30 protein-coding genes and 1 other RNA gene are annotated in these 24,897 nt (G+C 38.0%); 26 read left to right on the forward strand and 5 right to left on the reverse strand.

The annotated features are described in order from the left end of the window. Positions 1–203 precede the first annotated feature (203 nt). The 13 genes from U5921_RS08510 (at position 204) to U5921_RS08570 (ending at position 10,603) form a co-directional block, all read left to right on the forward strand. Positions 204–575, forward strand: a complete 372-nt coding sequence (locus U5921_RS08510) for a CidA/LrgA family protein (protein ID WP_324822304.1) — start codon at positions 204–206, stop codon at positions 573–575. Beyond that, positions 572–1,267, forward strand: a complete 696-nt coding sequence (locus U5921_RS08515; RefSeq protein WP_324822307.1) for an LrgB family protein — start codon at positions 572–574, stop codon at positions 1,265–1,267. Before U5921_RS08510 ends, U5921_RS08515 begins: the two co-directional genes overlap by 4 nt. 66 nt (positions 1,268–1,333) lie before the next feature. After that, entirely contained in the window at positions 1,334–2,032 is a 699-nt protein-coding gene (locus U5921_RS08520; RefSeq protein ID WP_324822309.1) for a M23 family metallopeptidase, read from the forward strand. 178 nt (positions 2,033–2,210) lie between these two features. Next, complete coding sequence (locus U5921_RS08525) at positions 2,211–3,338, forward strand: ATP phosphoribosyltransferase regulatory subunit (protein ID WP_324822312.1); 1,128 nt, start codon at positions 2,211–2,213, stop codon at positions 3,336–3,338. Beyond that, positions 3,332–3,949 (forward strand): ATP phosphoribosyltransferase, encoded by a 618-nt coding sequence (gene hisG / locus U5921_RS08530; RefSeq protein ID WP_324822315.1) that lies wholly within the window; start codon positions 3,332–3,334, stop codon positions 3,947–3,949. Before U5921_RS08525 ends, hisG begins: the two co-directional genes overlap by 7 nt. Positions 3,950–3,971: 22 nt before the next feature. Then, positions 3,972–5,252 carry a histidinol dehydrogenase gene (hisD, locus tag U5921_RS08535; RefSeq protein ID WP_324822319.1) on the forward strand — a complete coding sequence of 427 codons (1,281 nt, stop codon included), beginning with the start codon at positions 3,972–3,974 and terminating at the stop codon, positions 5,250–5,252. Positions 5,253–5,258: 6 nt separating this feature from the next. Further along, the gene (gene hisC / locus U5921_RS08540) at positions 5,259–6,320 is read left to right on the forward strand and encodes a histidinol-phosphate transaminase (protein WP_324822322.1); all 1,062 of its coding nucleotides are present in this window, start codon (positions 5,259–5,261) and stop codon (positions 6,318–6,320) included. Positions 6,321–6,340: 20 nt separating this feature from the next. Continuing rightward, positions 6,341–6,928: an imidazoleglycerol-phosphate dehydratase HisB gene (gene hisB, locus U5921_RS08545; protein ID WP_324822325.1), complete on the forward strand. Its 588-nt coding sequence runs from the start codon at positions 6,341–6,343 to the stop codon at positions 6,926–6,928. A 10-nt stretch (positions 6,929–6,938) separates the two neighbouring features. Then, positions 6,939–7,550, forward strand: coding sequence for an imidazole glycerol phosphate synthase subunit HisH (gene hisH, locus U5921_RS08550; protein ID WP_324822328.1), 612 nt, complete (start codon positions 6,939–6,941; stop codon positions 7,548–7,550). Between the two features lie 97 nt (positions 7,551–7,647). Then, positions 7,648–8,355 carry a 1-(5-phosphoribosyl)-5-[(5-phosphoribosylamino)methylideneamino]imidazole-4-carboxamide isomerase gene (hisA, locus tag U5921_RS08555; protein WP_324822331.1) on the forward strand — a complete coding sequence of 236 codons (708 nt, stop codon included), beginning with the start codon at positions 7,648–7,650 and terminating at the stop codon, positions 8,353–8,355. Between the two features lie 21 nt (positions 8,356–8,376). Next, positions 8,377–9,129, forward strand: coding sequence for an imidazole glycerol phosphate synthase subunit HisF (gene hisF / locus U5921_RS08560; protein WP_324822334.1), 753 nt, complete (start codon positions 8,377–8,379; stop codon positions 9,127–9,129). 17 nt (positions 9,130–9,146) lie between these two features. Next, positions 9,147–9,782, forward strand: coding sequence for a bifunctional phosphoribosyl-AMP cyclohydrolase/phosphoribosyl-ATP diphosphatase HisIE (gene hisIE / locus U5921_RS08565; protein ID WP_324822337.1), 636 nt, complete (start codon positions 9,147–9,149; stop codon positions 9,780–9,782). Then, positions 9,782–10,603: a histidinol-phosphatase gene (locus U5921_RS08570; protein ID WP_324822340.1), complete on the forward strand. Its 822-nt coding sequence runs from the start codon at positions 9,782–9,784 to the stop codon at positions 10,601–10,603. The genes hisIE and U5921_RS08570 overlap by 1 nt, the downstream gene beginning before the upstream one ends. A 37-nt stretch (positions 10,604–10,640) precedes the next feature. On the opposite strand, the gene spoIIID is transcribed toward U5921_RS08570, so the two are convergent. Beyond that, positions 10,641–10,895 carry a sporulation transcriptional regulator SpoIIID gene (spoIIID, locus tag U5921_RS08575; RefSeq protein ID WP_324822343.1) on the reverse strand — a complete coding sequence of 85 codons (255 nt, stop codon included), beginning with the start codon at positions 10,893–10,895 and terminating at the stop codon, positions 10,641–10,643. A gap of 261 nt (positions 10,896–11,156) precedes the next feature. On the opposite strand from spoIIID, the gene U5921_RS08580 reads away from it, so the two are divergent. The 5 genes from U5921_RS08580 to U5921_RS08600 all read left to right on the forward strand — a co-directional run bounded on the left by U5921_RS08580 (position 11,157) and on the right by U5921_RS08600 (position 16,244). Continuing rightward, the gene (locus U5921_RS08580; RefSeq protein WP_324822346.1) at positions 11,157–11,987 is read left to right on the forward strand and encodes an undecaprenyl-diphosphate phosphatase; all 831 of its coding nucleotides are present in this window, start codon (positions 11,157–11,159) and stop codon (positions 11,985–11,987) included. Between the two features lie 196 nt (positions 11,988–12,183). After that, complete coding sequence (gene gap, locus U5921_RS08585) at positions 12,184–13,197, forward strand: type I glyceraldehyde-3-phosphate dehydrogenase (RefSeq protein ID WP_324822348.1); 1,014 nt, start codon at positions 12,184–12,186, stop codon at positions 13,195–13,197. Positions 13,198–13,371: 174 nt separating this feature from the next. Further along, on the forward strand, positions 13,372–14,667 hold the full coding sequence (locus U5921_RS08590; protein ID WP_324822351.1) for a Na+/H+ antiporter NhaC family protein: 1,296 nt from the start codon (positions 13,372–13,374) through the stop codon (positions 14,665–14,667). Between the two features lie 28 nt (positions 14,668–14,695). Continuing rightward, positions 14,696–15,556, forward strand: a complete 861-nt coding sequence (locus U5921_RS08595) for a putative manganese transporter (protein WP_324822354.1) — start codon at positions 14,696–14,698, stop codon at positions 15,554–15,556. A 25-nt stretch (positions 15,557–15,581) separates the two neighbouring features. Continuing rightward, positions 15,582–16,244 carry a prepilin peptidase gene (locus U5921_RS08600; RefSeq protein WP_324822357.1) on the forward strand — a complete coding sequence of 221 codons (663 nt, stop codon included), beginning with the start codon at positions 15,582–15,584 and terminating at the stop codon, positions 16,242–16,244. Positions 16,245–16,329: 85 nt separating this feature from the next. On the opposite strand, the gene fba is transcribed toward U5921_RS08600, so the two are convergent. Both fba and U5921_RS08610 read right to left on the reverse strand, forming a co-directional pair. Then, positions 16,330–17,259, reverse strand: coding sequence for a class II fructose-1,6-bisphosphate aldolase (gene fba / locus U5921_RS08605; RefSeq protein ID WP_324822360.1), 930 nt, complete (start codon positions 17,257–17,259; stop codon positions 16,330–16,332). 86 nt (positions 17,260–17,345) lie between these two features. Continuing rightward, positions 17,346–17,780: a hypothetical protein gene (locus U5921_RS08610; RefSeq protein ID WP_324822363.1), complete on the reverse strand. Its 435-nt coding sequence runs from the start codon at positions 17,778–17,780 to the stop codon at positions 17,346–17,348. A gap of 99 nt (positions 17,781–17,879) precedes the next feature. Here U5921_RS08610 and U5921_RS08615 point away from each other — a divergent pair, with 99 nt between their 5' ends. Next, entirely contained in the window at positions 17,880–18,161 is a 282-nt protein-coding gene (locus U5921_RS08615) for a hypothetical protein (RefSeq protein ID WP_324822366.1), read from the forward strand. Between the two features lie 7 nt (positions 18,162–18,168). On the opposite strand, the gene U5921_RS08620 is transcribed toward U5921_RS08615, so the two are convergent. Next, the gene (locus U5921_RS08620) at positions 18,169–18,663 is read right to left on the reverse strand and encodes a hypothetical protein (protein ID WP_324822369.1); all 495 of its coding nucleotides are present in this window, start codon (positions 18,661–18,663) and stop codon (positions 18,169–18,171) included. Positions 18,664–18,846: 183 nt separating this feature from the next. Between U5921_RS08620 and U5921_RS08625 the strand changes: the two genes are divergently transcribed. The 5 genes from U5921_RS08625 (at position 18,847) to smpB (ending at position 22,109) form a co-directional block, all read left to right on the forward strand. Beyond that, positions 18,847–19,818, forward strand: a complete 972-nt coding sequence (locus U5921_RS08625; protein ID WP_324822372.1) for an RluA family pseudouridine synthase — start codon at positions 18,847–18,849, stop codon at positions 19,816–19,818. 70 nt (positions 19,819–19,888) lie between these two features. Further along, positions 19,889–20,413, forward strand: coding sequence for a signal peptidase I (gene lepB, locus U5921_RS08630; protein WP_324822375.1), 525 nt, complete (start codon positions 19,889–19,891; stop codon positions 20,411–20,413). Positions 20,414–20,506: 93 nt separating this feature from the next. Then, positions 20,507–21,031: a signal peptidase I gene (gene lepB, locus U5921_RS08635; protein WP_324822378.1), complete on the forward strand. Its 525-nt coding sequence runs from the start codon at positions 20,507–20,509 to the stop codon at positions 21,029–21,031. 79 nt (positions 21,032–21,110) lie between these two features. Beyond that, positions 21,111–21,632: a signal peptidase I gene (gene lepB / locus U5921_RS08640; protein ID WP_324822381.1), complete on the forward strand. Its 522-nt coding sequence runs from the start codon at positions 21,111–21,113 to the stop codon at positions 21,630–21,632. Between the two features lie 15 nt (positions 21,633–21,647). Then, complete coding sequence (smpB, locus tag U5921_RS08645) at positions 21,648–22,109, forward strand: SsrA-binding protein SmpB (protein ID WP_324822384.1); 462 nt, start codon at positions 21,648–21,650, stop codon at positions 22,107–22,109. 61 nt (positions 22,110–22,170) lie between these two features. Here smpB and U5921_RS08650 read toward each other — a convergent pair whose 3' ends face one another. After that, entirely contained in the window at positions 22,171–23,478 is a 1,308-nt protein-coding gene (locus U5921_RS08650; RefSeq protein WP_324822387.1) for an NCS2 family permease, read from the reverse strand. Positions 23,479–23,661: 183 nt separating this feature from the next. Between U5921_RS08650 and ssrA the strand changes: the two genes are divergently transcribed. Together ssrA and U5921_RS08660 are read left to right on the forward strand one after the other, a co-directional pair. Continuing rightward, positions 23,662–24,031, forward strand: a transfer-messenger RNA (tmRNA) gene (gene ssrA, locus U5921_RS08655). Between the two features lie 102 nt (positions 24,032–24,133). Then, positions 24,134–24,727: a lactate utilization protein gene (locus tag U5921_RS08660; RefSeq protein WP_324822390.1), complete on the forward strand. Its 594-nt coding sequence runs from the start codon at positions 24,134–24,136 to the stop codon at positions 24,725–24,727. Positions 24,728–24,897: the final 170 nt, after the last annotated feature.

Below are 24,897 nucleotides of genomic sequence, written 5' to 3' on the forward strand. Positions count from 1 at the left end.
AAGAACTGCATAAAATTGTATACTGTATATGCAGAAAACTCTAATCAAACATTATTTTTTCATAATAGAATTAATTATATCATAAACGCTTTCCCACGCAAGAAATTTTATGATAAAATGAAAATCGTATTTCTTTTCAAAGATTTATCTAGAAAGAATTTTTTTTAATGCAACGGGAAAAATAAAAAAAGAAGGTGGAAAAATTGTATATTAAACAGCTTTTTATCCTTTTGAGTGCATTGTTTGTTGGATACATAGCATCGGAAGGACTTGGAATTCCGATTCCGTCAAATGTTATAGGATTGTTGCTGCTGCTTTTTGCATTGCTATTTGGTTTGATAGAACTAAAAGATGTAGAAGATACGGCTGATTTTATCATTAGACATCTGGCATTATTTTTTGTGGCACCTACTGTGGGATTGATGCTATATTTTGATTTAATGAGAGAATCCTTTTTGCAAATCGCGGTTCCTCTATTTATCTCAATCCTGATCGGCTATTTTGTAGCTGGAAAAGTTACGCAAACAGTGATTGAAATACAGTCAAAGATAGTTGCAAGGAAGGAGAAACGATGAGAGAATTATTATTGAGTAATCCATATTGGGCTATTTTATTAACTTTAGTCGCTTATTTGGCCGGAATCTGGATACAAAGAAAAACCTGCTGTACTTTACTTCAGCCTATATTAGTATGCTCTGTATTGTTGATTGCATTCTTGATGATTACAGGAATTTCTTTTGAAGAATATAATGAGAAGAGTCAATTTTTAAATTTCATTCTGCCATTAACTGCGGTAGTATTAGCAGTCCCGCTGTATCGGAATTTAGTAATTTTAAAAAAATATGCTATACCCATTTTTTCTGGTATTTTTGCAGGAACGCTTGCCACCATTTTAAGTTTAGTTGCAATTGGAAAAATAATGGGCACAAAAGAAATTATTTTAATCTCCATGCTGCCAAAAAGTGCGACAAATCCGATTGCAATAGAAGTCTCATCGCAAATAGGAGGAATTCCTTCATTGACAGTTGCAATGGTTGTGATTGCAGGCTGCTTTGGAGCGATATGCGGCCCTGAAATTTTAAAGTTGATGGGAATTACACATCCAGTTGCGAAAGGAATTGCAATTGGGACGCTATCCCATGCAGTAGGCACTTCAAGAGCTTTTAAGGAAGGACAAATTGAAGGTTCCATGAGCAGTTTGGCCATTGCTTTAGCCGGAATGGCGACTGCAATCTGTGCGCCGATTGCAGCTGTAATTTTCTTTTAAAATCAATGCACCTTATTGTATGAATTCTTTTCAGAAAGGAAAGAATAGCAATGGAGGTGTTTTTATATGCGTTTAAAAAATGGAAATGAGTACATTCCTCAGCAGGAGGAAAAGAAACAAAGCTTACAATATACGATGATTGCAGTGATATGTGTATGCTTGGTTCTCATTGGAACCGTTTTTGCGATTCGCTCCTACCCACAATGGATGGCGAAGCGCGGAAATAACGGGATAGATCTGACAAATGAGCAACAAAAGCAGCAAGTAGTACCGAATCAAGATGTTGTAAAGCAAGTACCGACGGTAGACAGTCGAGATGCAGGCAAGCCAAGTGAGTCCGAAAGTAATTCAGGCAAAAAAAGTGCATTTATCAGTCCGGTAAGTGGGACGATTGTAAAGGATTTTGCAATGGATGTTCCGATTTATTCAAAAACATTAGATGAATTTACAGTACATGCAGGAATTGATATTGAAGCTCCTTTGGATACACAGGTATGCGCAGCAGCGGCGGGCACGGTAACTAAGGTCTATACCGATGATCGGCTTGGTATCACGATTCAAATCACGCATGAGGATGGATTGATCAGTCAGTATTCTAATTTAAGCACAAATAAGATGATAGAAGAGGGAGATGTAGTGAAGCAGGGGGATGTAATCAGCGGCGTCGGGAATACGGCTTTATTTGAAAGTCTGGATGCTCCACACTTGCATTTTGAGATTCAAAAAAATGGAGAAGCACAGAACCCTACTTCCTATATAAAGTAAATTGCTGAGAGAGCTATCTCATAGAAAACAAATTTGTTTTATGTGATAGCTTTTTTCTTTTTTTGCTTGCAAGGCGATCTCTTATATGGTAAAATCTCTTCAATAGTTTATCGCGATAAAGCAGTACAGTAATAAAGTAATATAAAAGCGATACATAGATAGGGAGGATAAGAAAAACATGAAACTCCAAATGAAATCATTAAAGCCAGAGGAAGCGATTACCTTACAGTTACGTTGTCTCTATGAATTATATGGATATAAAAAATATCGAATGGGACGCTTCGAAGAGTATAGTTTGTACGCAATGAATAAGCGTTTTTTAGCAAGTGAAAATGTGATCACATTTACAGATTTAGATGGTAAACTTTTAGCATTAAAGCCGGACGTGACACTGAGCATCGTCAAAAACACGAAAGCAACTAAAAAAAATACCGAAAAACTATATTATATTGAAAATGTATATCGTGAGAGTAAGGAAAGCCATACGTATAAAGAAATCAGCCAAATGGGTTTGGAAATAATTGGTAGAGTAGACCGCTATGCAGTCATTGAGATTTTGTTGATGGCAGAAAAGAGTTTAAATGCAATCAGCACAAACTACATACTTTCTATATCACATATGGATTTTGTATTGGGTTTTCTTGAAGAATTGAATTTGGACGAAGAGCAAAAAAAACGGATTCTTCAATGTATTCGAAGCAAAAACAAAGGTGAATTGCTTGTGGCGGGAAGAGATGCAAAGCTCAATGAAGAAGAGCTGAAGATACTGGATAAAATTCTTTCTTTATGCGGAAATTTTGCGGAAATATTAGGCAAAGCAAAGGAGATCGCAGTAAATGGTGTGATGAAAGAGACTTTAAAAGAATTGGAATCTTTTTATCAAGTACTTCGAACTTTGAATTGTGGAAAAAAAATGCAACTAGATTTTACAATGATTAATGAAATCGATTATTATAATGGAATTATTTTTCAAGGATATGTGGAAGGACTTCCAAGAAGTGTTTTAGCAGGAGGAGAATATTCTGCAATGATGGAGAAAATGGGGAAAGATGCGGAAGCTTTAGGATTTGCTTTGTATCTCAGTGAATTGCAGTATTTACCGTTGGAATCGTCCGTTTATGACGTTGAGGCTATGGTGCTTTATGAAAAAGGAAGCGACGATGCAAAGCTTGCAGCACAAGTAAAAAAATTAACAAAAGAAGGCAATCGTGTAAGGGCGGCAGAAACCATTCCAAAAGGGTTGCGATATGAAAAATTGTATCGTTTTACGCAGGAAGGGTTAAGAGAGGAGCAGGAAGAATGTTAAACATAGCATTGCCGAAAGGGCGTCTGGGAGACCAGGTATATGAACTGCTGGAACGCATTGGATATGATTGTAAAAGCATCTATGAGGAAAATAGAAAGCTCGTATTTGAAAATACAGAAAACGGTGTTCGATACCTACTTGTCAAACCAAGTGATGTGGCTATATATGTTGAGCATCACGCTGCTGATATTGGAATTGTGGGAAAAGATATTTTACTAGAATATCAGCCGGATGTCTATGAGCTTTTAGATTTAAATTTAGGGAAATGCCGTATAGCGGTGGCAGCAAAGAATGATTATGTGGAAGATAAGGATCGGACTTTGCGTGTTGCGACCAAATTTGTGAACATAGCAAAGGCTTATTATGCGGGAGTTAATCGTGATATTGACATCATCAAGCTGAATGGAAGCATAGAACTGGCCCCGATTTTAGGACTTTCGGATGTGATTGTAGATATTGTAGAATCCGGAAATACCATTCGAGAAAACAACTTAAAAATTGTAGATGAATTTAAACAAGTCAGTGCGAGACTCATTGCGAATAAGAGCAGCTATTTATTTAAAAATGAAATGATTGGTCAAATGGTTGAAAAGCTGCAAGGAATGGTTTAAGTTAATAGAAAGGAAAATAGGTATGATTGCAATCTATGAAAGTGATAAAATAAAGCTAAGCGATATACTGGACCGCGAAAGAAAGCAAAGTGAGAATGTATCGGAAATTGTAGATGAGATTTTGTGTAAGGTTCGTGCGGAAAAGGATGCGGCTCTTTTTGCGTATGAGAAGCAATTTGATCATGTTGCTTTGGACTGCTTAGAAATAAGCAAACAGGAAATTAAAGAAGCATTAATTCGAATTGATCCAGATTTTCGAGTTACTTTAGAGGCGGCGTGTGAAAACATTAGAAATTTCCACAAACATCAGCTTCGAAATGGTTTTCTTATAAGCGAAAAAAATGGAGTAGTTTTAGGTCAAAAAATAACTCCAATTGAAAGAGCAGGTATCTATGTGCCGGGAGGGACGGCATCATACCCTAGCAGCGTACTTATGAATGCGATACCTGCAAAGCTTGCGGGAGTGGAAGAAATTATTATGGTAACACCTCCGGATCGGAATGGAAACATTGCGGATAACATTTTAGCAGCAGCCAATATCGCAGGCGTTACAAGAATCTTTAAAATCGGAGGGGCACAAGCGATTGCGGCTTTGGCCTACGGGACGGAAAGCGTGCCAAAGGTTGATAAGATTGTAGGACCGGGAAATATTTTTGTAGCGACTGCAAAAAGTAAAGTATATGGTAAAGTTGACATTGACATGATTGCAGGTCCCAGTGAAATCCTTGTGCTGGCAGACGGAACGTGTAATCCAAGCTTTGTGGCGGCAGATTTACTGAGTCAAGCAGAGCATGATCCGCTTGCGAGTGCAGTTTTGGTGACAGATAGCAGAGAACTGGCAGAAAAAGTGCAAAGGGAGATTGAACAGCAGCTTTCTCTGCTTTCCAGGGGGAACATTGCAAGAGAAAGTATTCACAATAATGGAAAAATCATTTTGGCTTCCAGCTTAAGCGAAGCGGTTGAAATTGCGAATAACATTGCGCCAGAGCATTTGGAAGTTTGTGTGGATGATCCGTTTTCTTTGCTTTCGGAGGTGAAGAATGCAGGTTCGATTTTTCTCGGAAAGTATGCGCCAGAGGCATTAGGAGATTATTTTGCAGGATCTAATCACATCCTGCCTACAAGCGGAACCGCACGGTTTTCCAGCCCACTAAGTGTCGATGATTTTATTAAAAAATCCAGCTTTATATATTATACGAAAGATGCGTTAAGAGAAGTAAAGGATCGGGTTGCAGATTTTGCAGAAAGAGAAGGCCTAGGTGCACATGCAAAAAGTATTACTATCCGATTTGAGGAGGAGTAAGAAAAAATGAGTCGGTTTTTAAGCAGAAGATTTCAGGAAATAGAGCCCTATACACCGGGCGAGCAGCCGCAGGACATGCAGTATATTAAGCTGAATACAAATGAAAATCCTTACGCACCAAGCTCGAAGGTACTGAGAGCAATCAATACCGAGGCTTTAGAAAATTTACGTCTTTATTCGGATCCGGAGATTAAGGAGTTGACGAGTACAATTTCTGAATATTATGGTGTGAATCCAAATCAAGTATTTGTCGGAAATGGTTCGGATGAAATATTGGCTTTTGCTTTTCAAGCCTTTCATGATGAGAAGCAGGAAGTGTGTTTTCCTGAAATTACTTATGGCTTTTATCAGGTGTTTTCCGAATTATATCAAGTACCGAACAGGAAAATTCCTCTGACAAAAGAATTTCAAATCAATATCGAAGATTATTTAGGATGTAAAAAAAATATTATTTTAGCGAATCCAAATGCACCGACCGGCATTTGTCTGCCGCTTTCGGATATTGAAGAAATTTTAAAATCAAATCCGGAACAATTGGTTATGATTGATGAAGCATACATCGACTTTGGTGGAGAGAGCTGTATTCCTCTGCTAAAAAAATATGATAATCTATTGGTTATACAGACATTTTCTAAGTCCAGAAACTTAGCCGGTGCCCGCATTGGATTTGCAGTTGCCTCAAAAGAGGTTATTGAGGATTTAAACAAGATAAAGTTCAGCTTCAATCCGTATAATGTCAATCGCTTGTCAATGGTGCTGGGTAAAGCAGCAATGGAGGATGAAGACTATTTCAGACAGTGTACCAATGAAATCATACATACGAGAGAGAAGATTTCAATGGGGTTAAAAACGCTGGGATTTGAAGTCCTACCATCGAAAGCCAACTTCATATTTGCAAGGCATCCCCAAATAAAAGGGTGTGACTATTTTAAAAAATTGAGGGAGAAGGGAATACTGGTGAGACATTGGGCAGATACGCCGATTACCGATTTTGTGCGGATTACCATAGGAACCTATGAGCAGATGACATCTTTCTACCAAGTAACGAAGCAAATTTTAGAAAGATAATGGAAAGGCGAGAGGAAACGATGCGAAAGAGCAGAATTATCAGAGAGACAAAAGAGACAAAAATTGAATTGGAATTAAACTTGGACGGTAGCGGGATTTATCAAATTAATACAGGCTGTGGATTTTTAAATCATATGCTGGACTTGTTTGCAAAGCATGGAAGGTTCGATTTGCGAATTGCCTGTAAGGGCGATGTCGAGGTAGACGACCATCATACGGTGGAGGATGTCGGCATTGCACTCGGAAGTGCATTTATGCAGGCAGTCGGTGAAAAGCGGGGCATACGGCGTTATGGAAATTTTCTATTGCCAATGGATGAAGCTTTGATTTTGTGTGCACTGGATATCAGCGGAAGATCTTCCTTAGTCTTTGATGCGGCGATTCCGACGCAGAAAGTCGGAACCTTTGATACGGAATTAGTCCAGGAGTTTTTGCTTGGATTTTGCAGAGCGTTTGGTCTCACCTTACATGTAAAGCAATTGGCAGGCGAAAACAGTCACCATATTATTGAAGCGATCTTTAAGAGCTTGGGAAGAGCCTTGAATCAAGCAATTTCAATTGATATAAATTATAAAGATGAGATTCCATCCACAAAAGGGAGTTTATAGGAGGAGCAAGATGATCGCAATAATTGATTACGGCGTAGGGAATTTATTTTCTTTGCGTTGTTCTTTGGACTATTTGAAGCTTGAAAGTATCATTACCAATCGAGAAGAAGATATTTTGAAAGCAGATCGTATCCTGCTGCCCGGAGTCGGAGCCTTTTCAGATGCGATTCAAAAACTGAGAAATACAGGGCTGGTTGACGTAATTAAGAGTGAGACGGAGAAAGGAAAACCTCTCTTGGGAATTTGCCTCGGCATGCAGCTTCTGTTTGAAAAAAGCTTCGAGTTTGGAGAGCATCAAGGCTTAGGGTTAATCAAGGGGGAGATTTCTTCTTTGAAGTCAGTTGTTTCCGATTCCTTGAAGATTCCACATATTGGCTGGAATCGATTGCAGAGGAAAAAGGAGCATCCACTCTTAAAATATACAAAAGAGGGCGATTACGTTTATTATGTGCATAGTTTTTATGCGGACAATTGTGTGGAAAGTATACGGGCCGTTTCGGAATACCAAATAGAAATACCGGGAGCAGTTGCATATAAAAACATATGCGGGACACAATTCCATCCGGAAAAGAGCGGAGAGGCAGGGCTTCGAATCTTGCAGGCTTTTGCAGAATTATCATAGGAAATTGTAAAAATGGGTTTCAAATTTTTGATTAACATTTTAGTCAATGGGAATAAAAAAAGAAAATAGGAGACGCTTAAGCGAGAAAGGATACGATATGGATATTTTTGCTGCAATTGATATTTATAATGGAGAAGCAGTACGCTTATTTCAAGGGGACTACCAAAGGATGACGGTATATGGAAAAGATCCGGTTGCGGTTGCAAAGAGTTTAAAAGAAAAGGGAGCAACTCATTTACATATTGTAGATCTAGATGGAGCAAAGGACGGGACCTTAGCACATTTTGATACGATAGCGGAAATTGTAAAAATCGGAGGTATTTTTGTACAGGTAGGAGGCGGCATTCGAGATGAAGAACGCATTTTGCGTTACTTGGAATTAGGCGTTAATCGAGTTGTTTTGGGTACAGCGGCTGCTACCAATCAGCCATTCTTAAAAGAAATGCTTAAAAAATATGGAGAAAAAATTGCAGTCAGTGTAGACGTTAAGGATGGTATGGTTGCCATTCGTGGATGGAAAGAGATGACGAATACAGACGGCATTGATTTTTGCAAAGAACTATCTGCAATCGGAGTCCAAACAGTAATCTACACAGATATTTCTAAAGATGGAATGCTAGAAGGGACGAATATGGAGGTCTATGAAGAACTTTCTAAAATAGAGGGACTTAATGTGATTGCGTCCGGAGGAATCAGTTTTATCTTAGAGCTGATGCAGCTGAAAGAGTTCGTTTCTGCGGCAATTGTCGGGAAGGCACTTTATACGGGAGCGATTAAATTGGAAGAAGCAATGCAATTAATCTAAAAGAAAGGCAGGGAAGTTCCGATGATAACCAAAAGAATCATTCCATGCTTGGATGTGCGAAATGGGCGAGTTGTAAAAGGAATCAATTTTGAAGGGGTGCAGGATGTTGCTGACCCGGTAGAAATGGCACGGTTTTATAATGATGCGGGTGCCGATGAGCTCGTTTTTTATGATATTACTGCGAGTGTAGAAGAACGAAATTTATTCACTGAAATTTTAAAGAAGGTTGCCAGTCAAATTTTTATTCCGCTAACAGTGGGCGGTGGTATCCGGACTGTTGATGATTTTGACCGTGTCCTGAAGTGCGGTGCGGATAAAGTGAGTGTCAACAGCGGTGCCATTCAAAACCCGGATTTGATTCGGCAGGCAGCTCAAAAATATGGAGAACAGTGCGTCGTGCTCAGTATGGACGTGAAACGGGTGAATGGAGCGTTTCAAGTTTTCTCAAAAGGTGGAAGAGAAAATACGGGAATTGATGCGTTGAAATGGGCAGAGGAAGGTGTGAAAAAAGGAGCCGGAGAACTGGTTGTAAACAGCATAGATACGGACGGCGTCAAAGAAGGCTTTGACATAGAAATGCTGCTTGCTATTGCAGAGAGGGTATCTGTTCCGATTATTGCGTCGGGAGGCGCCGGAAAAATGGAGGACTTTAAAGAGCTTTTCCAATATCCGCAAATGGATGCCGGGCTTGCCGCCAGTATCTTTCATTTTAAAGAGGTGAACATTCACGATTTAAAAGACTATTTAAGAAAGAATGGAATAGAAATGCGCTGAAAGGAGTGATACACAAAATGGAATTAAAGTTTGATGAGGAAGGATTGATTCCTGCAATTGTGCAGGATTACTATACCAAGCAGGTATTGACACTTGCTTATATGAATCAGGAGAGTTTGGAAATCAGTGTAAGAGAGCGGAAGACTTGCTTTTTCAGCCGAAGCCGCCAAGAGTTATGGAGAAAAGGTGAGATGAGCGGCAATCATCAGCATATTGTAAGTATTTATGCAGACTGTGATGCCGATGCTCTTGTAGTAGAAGTGGTAAAGGAGGGGCCGGCCTGCCATACGGGAGAAGAAAGCTGCTTTTATGAACCCCTTTATTTAAGTGAAGAAATCACTCCATTTTCTTATGATTCATTGTATGAGCTGATCAAAGGTAGAAAAGATAATAAGAAGGAAGGCAGCTATACGACCTATCTGTTTGAAAAAGGAATGGATAAAATTCTGAAAAAGATTGGAGAAGAGTCGACTGAGGTTATTATTGCTGCGGCAAAAGAGGATCGGGAAGAAACGGTATACGAGATTGCAGATTTGACTTACCATATGATGGTTCTCATGGTTGAAATGGGGATTTCCTGCAGAGATGTCACAGCAGAGCTGGCAAAGCGTCATATCATCGACCATAAGGTAAAACAGGAGCGTATGAAGTAATGGTAGTTACTTCTAATGTGCACACGCATACGAGTTTCTGTGATGGGAAAGACAGTGCAGAGGTTATGGCTGCTGCGGCAGCAGAAAAAGGGTTTCAGTGCTTGGGATTCAGTGGGCACTCCTATACCCCATTTGATAAAAGCTGCTGTATGAGTATGGAGCAGACAAGAGCATATAGAGAAAAAATCAGTATGCTGCAAGAAAAGTATGAAGGAAGCATGGAAATTTTATGCGGAATTGAATGGGATTATTATTCCGTAATTGATCCTTGCCAATGGGAATATACCATTGGCAGTGTTCACTATGTGCAGAGCCCTTTGACCGGGAAGTATTATGCGATTGATCTTTGTGATTCTGAATTAGAAGCATGTATTGAAGAAGGATTTTCCGGCGATGTTGCTGCGATGATCAAAGCTTACTATGGGAACGTGGTAGATATGGCTCTGACTTTAAGACCCACCATTTTAGGGCATTTTGACCTGATTCGGAAGCTGAATCGGGGAAATCGTTTTTTTGATGAAAGCTCACCCATTTATAAGATGATTACTTCTCAGGCAATGGAACAAGTAGTGAGAACTGGAACCGTTTTGGAAATCAATACGGGTGGAATGTTTCGCGGGTATTGTGATGCACCGTATCCTGAAAATTCACTTTTGCAATTGGTGAAAGAACTGGGAGGAAGTCTTATTTTAAGTTCGGATGCACATGAAGTATCAGGACTAGATTATGCATTCTATGAAGTCTTAAATCAACTTCGGAAATTAGGCTTTCAAGAAGTATTGGAACTGCGGAAAAACGGATTTATTTCCACAAAATTGTAGCCGCGAACAAATCCGCGGCTATTTATTTTTCTTATGTTTACCCATTTCTTTTCTTATATTTTTTTTGTGTGGCGAGTCCACCTCGAATGTGACGCTCGGCTTTGTTATTATCTAATACGTTTTTCACATCCTGACAAAGCCCTGGATTTAGTTCTTGAAGTCGTTCGGTCACGTCTTTATGTACAGTTGATTTAGAAATACGATATTTTTTTGCAGCAGATCGAACGGTAGCTTTTGTTTCAATAATATATCTAGCAAGCTCCAAAACGCGTTCTTCTATATAATCCTTCATAATGCACGACACTCCTTTAAAGATAATTTACCTGCACAAAAATTAGATTCTGTGTGAAACATTTACCAATTATCCTATGTATATGAAGGAGAGGACGAGGATATGATGTGACTTGGAAAAAAATCAAATTGGAAATATTGACAGCTGTTTGTATTTTTGGTACTCTAAATTAGTTAAAAGTAGGCTTTGCGGCGAGCAAAGCCTGCTATTTTTAGAGAAAGATAAAATTTAAAGGGGAAGGCGTAGATAAAAGGGGAAATTATGAACTTTATTGAAATTTTAAAGGCTGTCTTTTTAGGCATTGTTGAAGGCATTACAGAGTGGCTCCCAATCAGTAGCACAGGACATATGATCTTAGTGGATGAATTTTTAAAGATGAATGTCAGGCGTGAATTTTGGAATATGTTTTTAGTCGTCATTCAGCTTGGCGCTATTTTAGCAGTAGTCGTACTCTATTGGGATAAATTATTTCCTTTTTCTTTTAAAAAAGGAGAGAACTTTATTAAGAAGGATATTTTTAACTTATGGTTTAAAATTATTTTTGCCGCAATTCCAGCGGCGGTTATTGGTATTCCATTAAATGATATGGTGGAAGAGAAGTTCAGTAATTATATAGTAGTCGCCATTGCATTGATCGTTTATGGTGTTATATTTATCTTAATTGAAAACTGGAATCATAAAAAACATTTTGCGATTAATGATATCTCAAAATTAAGTTACAAGACAGCATTTTGCATAGGACTATTTCAGGTATTGTCCTTGATCCCGGGAACATCGCGATCCGGTTCTACGATTATTGGTGGCATGCTTATGGGAACTTCAAGAGTGGTTGCTGCTGAATTTACTTTTTATTTAGCGATTCCAGTTATGTTTGGCGCGAGTCTATTAAGGCTTCTTAAATTCGGTTTGGTCTTTACGGGGATGGAAGTGGCTATTTTATTGACCGGAATGGTGGCTGCTTTTATCGTCTCTATTATATCTATAAAATTCTTGATGAGTTATATTAAAAAATATGACTTTAAGGCATTTGGCTATTACCGGATTATACTGGGTATTTTAGTTTTGGCCTATTTTATACTGACTGGGAGATAAGCTAGAAAAGAATCTTGTGATTTTTGAGAAAATGACAAATAATTAGTAAAAAATATAGATTGACAAAAAAATATTTATCAAAATACTTACTATTTCCTTAAGACTTTTGGAATAATATATGGTAACATAGAAATAGCGGGCATATTCGCCCAATATTTTGTGTTAGGAAAGGTTTTAAAGGAGGACACAAGTTAAAATGGCTATTAAAGTTGGTATTAATGGTTTTGGTCGTATCGGAAGAGTGGTATTCCGTGCTGCAATGAACGAAGAGGACATTGACATCTGCGGAATTAATGTGAGAAATGCCGATCTGGATTATATGGTATATATGATTAAATACGATACCATTTTTGGACGTTTTCAAGGCACTTTGGATACATATGAAAAAGGAATTGTTGTAAATGGGAAAAAGATACCTGTTTACAGTGAAAGTGACGCTGCTTCAATTCCTTGGTCGGATTGCGGCGCAGAATATATTGTAGAAGCTACCGGAGCTTATGTTACTACAGAAGCGGCATCCAAGCATTTGGTTGGCGGTGCAAAAAAAGTTGTTATTTCGGCACCGGCAAAGGACAAGGATACCCCAACATTTGTTATGGGTGTAAACCATATGGACTACACGAGAGATATGAAAGTTGTTTCCAATGCATCTTGTACAACCAATTGTTTGGCACCTCTTGCGAAGGTAATTGAAGATAATTTTGGGATAGAACAAGGTTTGATGTCTACAATTCATGCAGCTACTGCAAAGCAGAAGGTTGTGGATTGCAGATCTTTAAAGGATTGGCGTACAGGACGTTCCGTGTTCGGAAACATCATTCCGTCCTCTACAGGTGCAGCAAAAGCGGTTGGACTGGTTATCCCTTCTTTAAAGGGAAAATTGACCGGTATTTCATATCGTATACCGACTGCGGATGTTTCAGTCGTTGATTTGAACGTTATGCTGAAAAAACCGACAAATTATGAAGAAATATGCAAGGTGCTAAAGGAAGCTTCTGAGACTTCAATGAAAGGTATCTTGGAATATGTAGATGATGAAGTGGTCTCAAGTGACTTTATCGGTGATTCCCATACTTCCATTTTTGATGCAAGAGAAGGAATCATGTTGAATGATCGTTTCTTTAAGTTGATTGCATTTTATGATAATGAATGGGGTTATTCCAGTAAAATCTTAATGCTGATCCAGCACATGGCTTCTGTCGATAAATAATAGAAGAAAGATCGCTGAGGGACATTAATATAAAAAAGCAAGCAGATACCTTATCCATAAGCGATTTGCTTGCTTTTTCATTTGTTTTGAGTAATGCTTCTTTTATTTTATGGAAAATTTTGACTTTTTATTTGCTATATGATAAAATATTTAGATTAATATAGGAGGAAGAATTTGAAGGATACGCAGAAAAAAGGAAATCCGATTGCACTGTTACCCATTGGAGTTTTTTTAATCATATTCATTGGTTCAGGAATATTAACGAATGATTTTTATAGCATGCCTGCAATTGTAGGATTTTTGATTGCATTAATGATTGCATTTATGCAAAACAGAAAAGTAAGTTTCTCTGAAAAATTTGTAATTGCGGCAAAGGGTGTAGGCAATGAGAACATTGTCATCATGTGCTTGATTTTTTTGGCTGCCGGAGGGTTTTCCGGTGCAGTAAAAGCCGCAGGTGGTGTAGAGAGTACTGTAAATTTAGGATTATCCGTTTTACCTTCTGAGGTAGCGGTTGTAGGATTATTTTTGATAGGTTGTTTTATCTCCATTTCCATGGGCACTTCAATGGGAACTATTGCAGCGTTAGCACCAATTGCTGTTGGCATTAGTGAAAAGGCAGCAGTATCTTTGCCAATTTGTATCGGCGCTGTTGTTTGCGGTGCCATGTTTGGTGATAACCTTTCCATGATCTCAGATACGACGATTGCAGCCGTACGAACACAAGGCTGTAAAATGAAAGATAAGTTTAAAGCGAATTTATTGATTGTGCTTCCAGCTGCAGTTTTGACATTAATATTGTTTTTATTTCTGGCAAAGAATAATAGCTTTCATATTACAGGGGCGCTGCCGTATAATATTTTTCAGGTCTTACCGTATCTTTTAGTATTGACTGGGGCATTAATAGGGTTTAATGTCTTTGGCGTTTTAATAGCAGGTACAGTGGCATCGTTGATTGTAGGGGTGGCAAGTAAAGCCATTCCTTTTTCTGACATATTCAAAGTGATCGGTGATGGAGTAACTGGAATGTATGATATAACCGTTATTTCAATTGTAGTATCTTGTATTGTTGCACTCGTAAAAGAATATGGAGGGATTCAGTATATTTTAGAGCTGATCCATTCAAATATTAAGGGGCAGAAAGGTGGTATGCTCGGAATTGCAGCTCTTGCTTCTATGGTGGATGTTGCAACCGCTAACAATACGGTAGCCATTGTTATGGCTGGCCCGATTGCAAAGGAAATTAGTGAGGAGTTTGATATTCCTCCGATCCGCTCTGCTTCTATTCTGGATATTTTTACTTCGGTGTTTCAGGGCTTGATTCCGTATGGCGCACAGCTTTTGTCTGCGGCGAGTTTAACGGGACTCACTCCGTTTGAAATAATACCTTATATGTATTACCCCATATTTATGGCTATAAGTGCTCTTTTGTTTATTTTGTTTAGTAAAGAAAAAAAGTCAGTACGATAAAAGTAGAATCAAGATGGGAGTGGAGTTTATGAAGGAAGTTTTAATAGACACGTTGCTGGATGGGATTCGGATGCTTCCCTTTTTACTGGCAGCCTATCTTCTTATCGAATGGATCGAACACCGTTCCAATGATAAGATGAAGCGGATACTAATAAATTCCGGAAGATATGGTCCGCTGGGAGGCGCTGTTTTAGGTGCAATTCCGCAATGCGGATTTTCGGTGGCAGCTGCTAATTTTTACAGTGAGCGGGTGATTACAAAGGGTACTTTGCTGGCTGTCTTTCTATCGACCTCGGATGAAGCGATCCCAGTGCTGCTCGCAGCTCCTAAAAGCGGAAATATTTTATTAAAGCTGATTGCAATAAAAATAGTAATTGGATTTTTTGCAGGATTTCTTGTTGATTTGATAGAACGGAAAACAAAGAGGAGCTTTGATTGGATCCAATCAGATAAATATAAATCACCTGAAAATTGCCACTGTGAAAGAGGGATACTTTCTGCGGCACTTTATCATACGGTAACGATATTTCTGTTTATTTTAACCGTTTCGTTTCTGCTCAATACGATGTTCTATTACGTCGGGAAAGAGAGTGTATCTGCTTTTTTAATGACTGACAGTCTATTTCAGCCACTTTTAACCGGATTATTTGGTCTTATACCGAATTGTGCAGTGTCCTTAGTGTTGACGCAATTGTTTTTAGCGGGCAACATCAGCTTTGGCTCTATAGTAGCAGGGCTTTGTACAGGTGCAGGGATCGGATTTGCGGTTTTGCTAAAAGCAAATCGGAAGTTTAAAGAAAATATTAATATTACAGTTCTCTTATATATTATTGGTGCAGGAAGTGGAATTCTAATTGATATTTTTATGTCTAATATGAACGTTATTTAAATTTAGAAAGAGACAGGACGTGTAAATGTGGGCAATCGGAAAAGGCATATTTGGACTTGTTATTGGATTTTTATGGATAGAAACATGGAAAAATACTCCGAAGAAATGGCTTTGCGATTATGGTGAAGAGGAAAGGGAGCTCTTAGTAAATAAAGAGAATTTAAAGGGCTTAAATCTTCTTGCAGTGCTTATTTTATTTTCTTTTAGTATATTTTTGCCTTGCACAGATTTGAATTCCTGCTTTTCCTTTTTCTTAAAGATGTGCTTTGTTTGGATTCTATTACAAATTGCGGTAGGTGACATTTATTATCAGATTATTGCAGATCAATGGATCTTTGCTGTTGCACTGCTTGCTGTTTTCGAACAGTTGTTAAATGGAAGGGTGCAGAACCTTCTCTCGCTCTTCTTAACAGCCTTTTTTTTATTCCTTTTTCTTTGGATCTGTGCTTCTCTTTTCGCACTTTATTTTCAAAATATGGTCTTTGGATTTGGTGATATTAAATTATTTTTCTCCTTGTGTTTATACTTTGGATTGGGAGATGTGTTCTGGGTAATGGCATGGTCTTTGATTTTTTGTGGAATCGGATGTGCTTTGTTGCTGTTATTTAAAGTGTACAAAAAAGATTCCACTTGCGCTGTGGCGCCGTATATTGCGGCTGCTTGTTATTTTTTATTATTGAATCCATAAAATGCAAGTTTAAATTTTTTTATAATAAAAGAGGCAAGAAAAAATTCTTGCCTCTTTTATTATGTAAGAATAACGGATAATGCAACTATTTTTGATTGCTTGCATTTAATACATTTTTTATCTTGTGCTGTACCATTGACTGGATCGCAGTTCTTGCAGGCCCCAAATACTTTCTTGGGTCAAATTCGCTAGAATTTTCAACTAAGAAACGACGAATTTCAGCTGTCATTGCCAAACGAAGGTCCGTATCAATATTTACTTTACAAATACCATATTTTGTTGCGGTACGAATCATATCCTCCGGCACACCTTGCGCACCAGGAATATTACCGCCGTATTGATTGCATAATGAAACAAATTCAGGAAGTACGGTAGAGGCACCATGTAGTACGAGCGGAGTCGCGGGAATGAGAGCGTGAATTTTTTTGAGACGTTCAAAGTCCAAATATGGTTCTCCCTTAAATTTGTAAGCTCCGTGACTGGTTCCAATTGCGATAGCTAAAGAATCAACACCAGTACGCTCTACAAATTCAGCAGCTTCGCCAGGGTCGGTAAAAGTTGCAGAACGGCTGTCTACTTTGATGTTATCTTCGATTCCGGCAAGCTTACCGAGTTCTGCTTCTACTACAACTCCATGCGCATGAGCGTATTCTACAACCTGCTTTGTAAGAGCAATATTCTCTTCAAATGAATGCTTGGAGCCGTCAATCATAACAGAAGTGAACCCATCATCAACACACTTTTTACAGATTTCAAAGTCTTCTCCATGATCCAAGTGAAGTGCGATATCTAAACCAGAGTCCTCAATAGCTGCTTCGACCAGCTTTGTGAGGTAGAGCGGTTTTGCATATTTTCTGGCTCCGGCAGAAACCTGTAAAATAAGCGGTGCTTGTTCTTCCTGAGCAGCGCTGACAATACCTTGGATGATTTCCATATTGTTCACATTAAAAGCACCAACTGCGTAATCACTTTTTAATGCTTTTGCAAACATATCTTTTGTTGTTACCAATGCCATAATAAATCCTCCTTCAATGTGTGAAAAGGTAAGTTTTCACATATTCCTATGAAGAGTATACACCGAAAGAGGAAAAGTTGCTATCCCTAATTATCATTTTCATTGTTATTGAGCATGGAGAGAATTGGTCCCAAATTGCTTAAAAGACCTTCCATATTTTGAAATTGTTTCACGCCTGAGATTGTATTACTCAGCGTATCAATTTTTTTCTCTGCTTTCGTATCGACTAAAAAGCCTTTGGCGGCATCCAGAGACTCTTGAATACGGTTGATTGAGTTTTCTTTACTTGGTGGCAGCGTTCTCATCTGATTTAGATGATTAATTTTATCAAGTGCGTCTGTAATTGCCCTTAAACGATCTAGAAGTAATTCCATTTTAAATGTATCGAAATAAGAAATCGAAAAAGGTGATAGGAACGATTTTTGTATGGACGGAATATTTATGTAAGGCTTACTTTTCAAATTTGATTTTCCTCCACTCGAAAAAATTAAAAAAACAATTAAAAGTAATAATGGATTCATAGTAGCCTCCATTTTTGCGTTTATTTCCTATTCTATGAAAGTGCGAGCGAAAAGGTGCATATATATAAAAGAATCGTTAGAAAAAAGGAGGTTTTTTTTATGGATATTAACGACAAATTGCTAATGGATCTTGCAAACCAGGTTGGTTTTTCCGGAAAAAATGAAAAAAGCGTAAAACAAGCGGAAAGAATGGCAGAAGCTTATAAAGGAAAGGGTGAGGATGAGTTACTTAAAGAGATTTTAAAGTTAAAGCAAAGTATGAAATCGGACAGAGGACAATATGAGAAACAAATAAAAGCCATCCGTTCTTTGCGTGGCATCATGAACGCAGAACAGAAGGCTCGTATGGATCGGGTATTACAGCTTCTGGAAGAGGATTAAAAGGTATCTAGTTGGTAAGAATTTTTACAATTTGCGCCGGCGTAGAACCTTTGGGAACAATAAAGTTTCCAGCTTTTAGCTTGCTTTCTGCCTTTGCAGTTGAAACGGCTTCAAAAAACGCATCCTTATCTTTAATCAGACCGCAGTCAACTAGCGTTTGTGCTATTTTGGATCCGGTAGAACCGGATTCTATGTAAACCGAATAATTCACAGCAGAAGAATCTGCCGATGTTGGATCAGTCTTTGTATCACTTTTACTTGATGAAGCGTCGGCAGCATTCTTTTTATCTGAATCCGCCTCTTTGTTTTCGTCATCACTTCCTGTCAGATCACTGGATAAAATAGGATCATCCGTTTTTTCCTTTTCTTGTGCAAGAACTGTTTGAGGATAGGCCATAATTGCATCAACGCGATTGGAAATGATTAGCGCAGCGATGGCAAGAATGACAAACACTACAAGCAAATCATTTTTATTGTACAATATATCTTTTAATTTGTTCATAATAAATCCCCTTTTTTATTCATGACTTTCGTCAAACTTCTCTTTTAATCTATCATAATTTCCTAATAATCTCAATAAAAATGGAGCATGGGATTATTAAATTTCAATTACACGTTTATGGCATTTCCAATTTAAGAAAAAATGATGTATAATAGCAAAGTAATAATTGCATCAGGAGGAAGCATGATAAAAATATCCATTACGGAAAACGAAGAAAATCAAAGATTGGATCGTTTTTTGAAAAAGTACTTTAAGAGTGCTTCGTTAAGTCACCTTTATAAGTTGATTCGCAAGGACATAAAAATAAACGGAAAACGAAGCAAGGCAGAAGCCATTTTGAAACTGGGAGATGAATTAAATATCTACATCACAGACGAAGAAGCTGAAAATCTTAGAAAGACAAAGAAATTGCAGCATTCCAAAAAACAGTTCCACATCGCATATGAGGATGCGCACATTCTGATTGCAGAAAAACCATTTGGACTTTTGGTACATGGAGACCGAACGGAAAAAAAGAATACTTTAGCAAATCAGGTGATTAGTTATTTAATTGAAACTGGAGAGTATCGTCCCCGTTTGGAACGCACATTTGCACCGTCACCGGTGAATCGCTTGGACCGTAATACGACCGGGCTGGTCATTTTCGGAAAGGACAATCGTACACTGCAGACGTTAAATCAAATGCTTCGAGAAAAGGAATGCGTAAAAAAGTATTATTTAACGATTGTATGCGGCGAATTAAAAAATGAACTTCATTTAATGGACAAGATGATAAAAGATGAAATAAAAAACAAAGTAAGTGTACATAAATTAGAAGAAGGTAGCGATGGACGAATGATCGAAACGATCGCACGTCCGATACAATCTGCAAATGGATATACTCTAGTGGAAATTGAATTGATAACCGGACGAACACATCAGATAAGGGCACATATGCAGAGTGCAGGATATTGTGTAATTGGTGATGAAAAGTACGGGAATGCAAAGGCAAATCGTGAATTGAAAAAACGCTTTGGGCTGTCTACACAATTTTTGCACGCTTACAAATTGTATTTCGCTCATGCGCATGAACCGATAAGCTACTTAGAAGGGAAAATGGTTACTGCACCATTGACCTCATATATGGAGTCTATCAAAAAAAATTTATTTGAATGAAAATTGAATTGAGAAGTTTCTGATTTAAATTCGATTAGAAAATGTAAGGTAAGAAAGGAAGTTGAGTAATTTGAGTCAAAATACGAAAGAATGGATTAAAGATATTGTATTTGCGGTAATCATTGGACTGATTATCATACAATTTATTAGACCGACCATTGTAAAAGAGCATTCTATGATGCCAACCTTAAATGAAAATGATTACATTTTTTTAAGCAAACAATCCTACACCTTCGGAGAACCTAAATATGGTGATATCGTTGTATTTCAAAGTGATTTGAAAACGGCGGAAGGAAAAGAGAAACGCCTTATCAAAAGAGTGATTGGACTGCCGGGCGATGTGATCAGCATAGCAGACGGAGTCGTCTTTCGAAACGGACAACCGCTGGATGAAACTTATACATTAGAACAGTATACTTCTACGGTTATGTCAGACATTACGGTGCCGAAGGACAACTTGTTTGTAATGGGAGATAATAGACAAAACAGCATCGATAGCAGAGACCCGGATGTGGGATGCATTGAAGAAAAACGTTTGGTTGGAAAAGCATTTCTTAGGTTATATCCATTTAATAAAATCGGATTTCTGAAGTAAATAAAAATCCTTTATTTTTTGTTGAAGAAATGATTGGGAGTCATTTGATACATAATAAAGAGATGCGGATAAAAAACGAGGGGAGATGTTTATTTGAGCCAAAATACGAAAGAGTGGATGAAAGAGATTATAATAGCAGTTGTTATTGGACTGATTATCATACAATTTATTAAACCGACCATTGTGCAAGGCCATTCCATGATGCCGACTTTAAATGAAAGGGATTATATCTTTTTAAGTAAGCAGGCTTATGCGTTTGAGGAACCGCAGTATGGAGATATTATCGTATTCCATAGCGATTTAACAACAGCAGAAGGACAAGAAAAAATGTTGATTAAACGCATTGTTGGTTTACCGGGTGATGTGATACGTATACAGGATGGCGTTGTTTTTCGGAATGGAGAAGCATTAGATGAATCCTATACTTTAGAACATTATACGTCCACGATTATGTCGGACATTACCGTTCCTGAGGGCAGCTTGTTTGTAATGGGGGATAACAGACAAGGCAGCACTGACAGCAGAGATTCGGAAGTTGGATGCATTGCGCAGACTCGCTTAGTGGGAAAAGCGGTTTTACGCCTATATCCGTTTAATAAAATTGGATTTCTTAAATAAATAATTTATTATAGTCAGTCAATGATATGACGGAATCGCTTTAAAATTTTTATATCTTAAAGTAAACAGGGGAGAAAAAATGAAAGCAGCAATTTGGGATTTTGTAAAAACGATATTAATGGCGCTAGTGATTGCTATTCTTATAACAAGCTTTATTAAACCAACTTTGGTAAAAGGATATTCGATGTATCCGACCATACAGCCGAACAGCTATATGATTGTGAATAAAATCCCTTATATCAAGGGAATGCCTCAGCATGGCGACATTGTTGTATTTAAGGCGCATATTTATATGGAAAACGGTGAAGAGAAGGACTTAATTAAGAGAGTGATTGGAGTACCAGGGGATCATATTTCTGTGAAAGATGGGGCAGTTTACAGAAATGGAGAAGCATTAAAAGAAGACTATATTTATGACGGAGTCACTTCCGGTGAATTGGATGAAATCACTGTTGCAGAAAATTGTATTTTTGTAATGGGAGATAATCGTGGGAATAGCCTAGATAGCAGAGACCCAAGCATTGGACAGGTGGAAATGAAGGATATTTTGGGGAAGGTCGTTTTGCGGCTCTATCCATTTGATGAAATAGGCTTTTTATAAAGGAAGGTGAGAACAGTGAGACAAAGGAAGCTGATTGCCAATAATAAAAAAGCGCGGCATGATTACTTTATAGACGAGGTCTATGAAGCGGGTATTGTATTGACCGGTACAGAAATTAAATCACTTCGCCAAGGAAAAGTTAATTTAAAAGAAAGTTATGCAAAAATTGATAATGGGGAAGTCGTTATTTACAATATGCATATCAGCCCGTATGAACAGGGAAATCGTTATAATACAGATCCGATGCGAGAACGTAAGCTTTTGCTGCATAAACAGGAGATACGTAAATTAATCGGATATACAACACAAAAAGGATTGACGATTATTCCTTTAAAATTATATTTGAACGAACGAGGCTTGGCAAAGATGGAACTTGCCGTTGCCAGAGGAAAGAAGCTATTTGATAAACGTGATGATATTGCGAAAAAAGATGCGGATCGACGTATGGAACAGCAAATGAAAAAGCATTGGCAGTAAGCCAATGCTTTTTATAATGGCGGAAGTGGCACAGCCATTTTTATTATGTTAAGACATTTGTTTATAAAAATAAATATTTAATTAAGAATAGAAGTGCGACGACAACAATCATTACATTCAATTCTTTTCTCTTTTCAGCACCTCCGATTAATTTCAATAGAAAATAAGAGAGAATACCAAAGCCAATACCATCTGCAATACTGGATGCAAAAGGCATCATTGTAATAGTTAAAAATGCGGGGATTGCTTCGGAATAGTCGTCAAAAGGAATGTCTTTAATGGGAACGGCCATAAACAATCCTACTAAGACAAGAGCCGGGGCAGTCGCAGCACTTGGCACGATCAAAATTAGAGGTGAGAAAAATAGTGCGAGGAAAAAGCAGGCAGATGTTGTTAAAGCAGTCAATCCTGTTCTGCCTCCCGCAGCCATTCCGGCAGCGGATTCACCAAACGTGGTGACGGTGCTTGTCCCTAAACAGGCACCCAAAGTAGTACCTACAGCATCACATAGAAGAGCTTTTTTTGCATGTGGGAAATTTCCGTTCTCATCTAGTAAGTCTGCACGCATAGCGAAGGCAATGAGAGAGCCGGCTGTATCAAAAATATCCACAAGCAGAAATGTGAAAACGATTAATAGCATGTCAATTGTAAAGAAATTTGTAAAGTCGAAATGAAAAAATATTGGAGCAATGCTAGGCGGAAGACTAACAATAGAAGAAGGGAGCATCGTAACGCCAAGTGGTAATCCGATAATTGTTGTAGCAATAATTCCAAGAAGTAAAGCCGCAGGAACTTTTCTTACCAAGAAAATACCGGTTACAATCAAACCAATGCTGGCGAGTAAAGCAGTCGGTTCGGAAAGATCGCCAAGTGTAATTAAATTTGAGGTGTCCGCTACGATGATATGTGCATTTTTCAAACCGATCGAGGCAATGAAAAGACCGATTCCTGCCGAAATTGCTTTTTTTAGCGTTGCCGGCATTTTATTTATGATGGATTCACGAATATCAAATAGAGATAATAAGATGAAAAGAATACCTTCAATTAAAATCGCGGTCAGAGCAAACTGCCAGGTGTAGCCTAACTGAAGTACAACATAATAGGTAAAAAAGGCATTCAATCCCATTCCAGGAGCAAGTGCGATTGGAAGTTTAGCCCATACCCCCATGAAAAAAGTAGCAAGGAGAGCAGCAACAGCAGTTGCTGTAAAAACGGCACCGTAGTTCATACCAGATTCTTCTAAAATAACTGGATTGACGATTAAAATATAAGCCATTGCGACAAATGTAGTGATACCTGCAATCACTTCTGTTTGTATCGTTGTTTTGTGTTCCTTAATTTGGAAATATTGAATTAGTTTTTTAGTCATAGAGATCTCCTTGTCAAATTATAAGATAAAACTGTTCTATTATAAGTTTTTTTTGAAAAAAATGCAATGTAAAATATATCCATAAACAAGAAATATAACCTAGATATTTAATAAATTTTTAATGGTTAAAATTATAATTTTAAGGTATAATGTATATGTAAAGTAAAAGCTTTATCATTACCTGGGGGCGTAAAGGTTTCGACGGGGGTGTAGAAGCTGGATCAGCGAGCCGTAGTTGCCAAGTCTACGTAAAAAGTGGCACGTTTAAATATAAACGCTAAAAATAATAACAATTACGCTTTAGCTGCTTAAGCAGCTGCCGCTAAGCGGCGCGTCGTCAGCTCCGATTCACCTGTAGGTCGGATACCTGGCGTCAATTATACAGGAAAACTCTGTGTGAGCTCCTAGTAGCACAGGGGAACAATAGGATAGCTGAAATGATAGCCTGCTGATGGGCGATCATAGAGGCGAAACATTAAATCATCAGCTGCGCTCGGAGAAAATTCTGTGGAAATGCTTTCGGACGTGAGTTCGACTCTCACCGCCTTCACCAAAATTATCAGGCTAAAATGAATGCAGAATTGCATGTCCATTTTAGCCTGATTCTTTATCTGATACTTTTAATTTGAAATTTTTATATACGGGAGATGAGCTTGTGGATTATTTGGAAATAAAACAAAATTTTGAACATCATGGTTTTTCAACACAGCTTTTTTCAACAAAAGAAGAAGCTTGTTGCTATCTTGTCGATATTTTACAAAATCAAACGATTGGATTTGGTGGAAGTGAGACTTTAAAGGAAATGGGTCTGTTTGAAGCATTACAACAAAAAAATGTTGTTACATGGCACAATAGAATTCCAGGCTTAGCAGTAAGAAAACTGGCAAATTGTTCAGATGTATATATAACCAGTGCGAATGCAGTAACGGAGACAGGAGAGATTCTTAATATTGACGGAACAGGAAATCGTGTTGCTATGACTGCTTTTGGACCTCAATCCTGTTACTATGTTGTAGGAAAAAATAAAATTACACCGAATCTTAGCGAAGCGTATCAGCGTTGCAAAAATGTGGCTGCTCCTTTGAATGCAAGACGCTTGGGGGCTAAAACTCCATGCGCAGTTAAGGGAGATAAGTGTTATGACTGCAACAGCCCCGACCGAATATGCCGCATTATTTCGATGATTGAAAGAGTACCAATGGAAATGAAATGTGAAATTATCTTTGTGGATCAAGAATTAGGGTTTTAAGTTCAAGATTGAGAATATGAATTTTTATTTAGAATTTCTAAAGTGTACATTGCAATATATAGAAAGTTAGTACTAAAACAAAACATGAAGAACGGGATGTTCATCTATTTTGTACTCATGACACACAATTAAAAATGAGCCTTATGTCTCATTTTTTATTTTTTTGTCTT

It is taken from the genome of Sinanaerobacter sp. ZZT-01, from assembly GCF_035621135.1.
In the GTDB taxonomy this organism is placed as follows: domain Bacteria; phylum Bacillota; class Clostridia; order Peptostreptococcales; family Anaerovoracaceae; genus IOR16.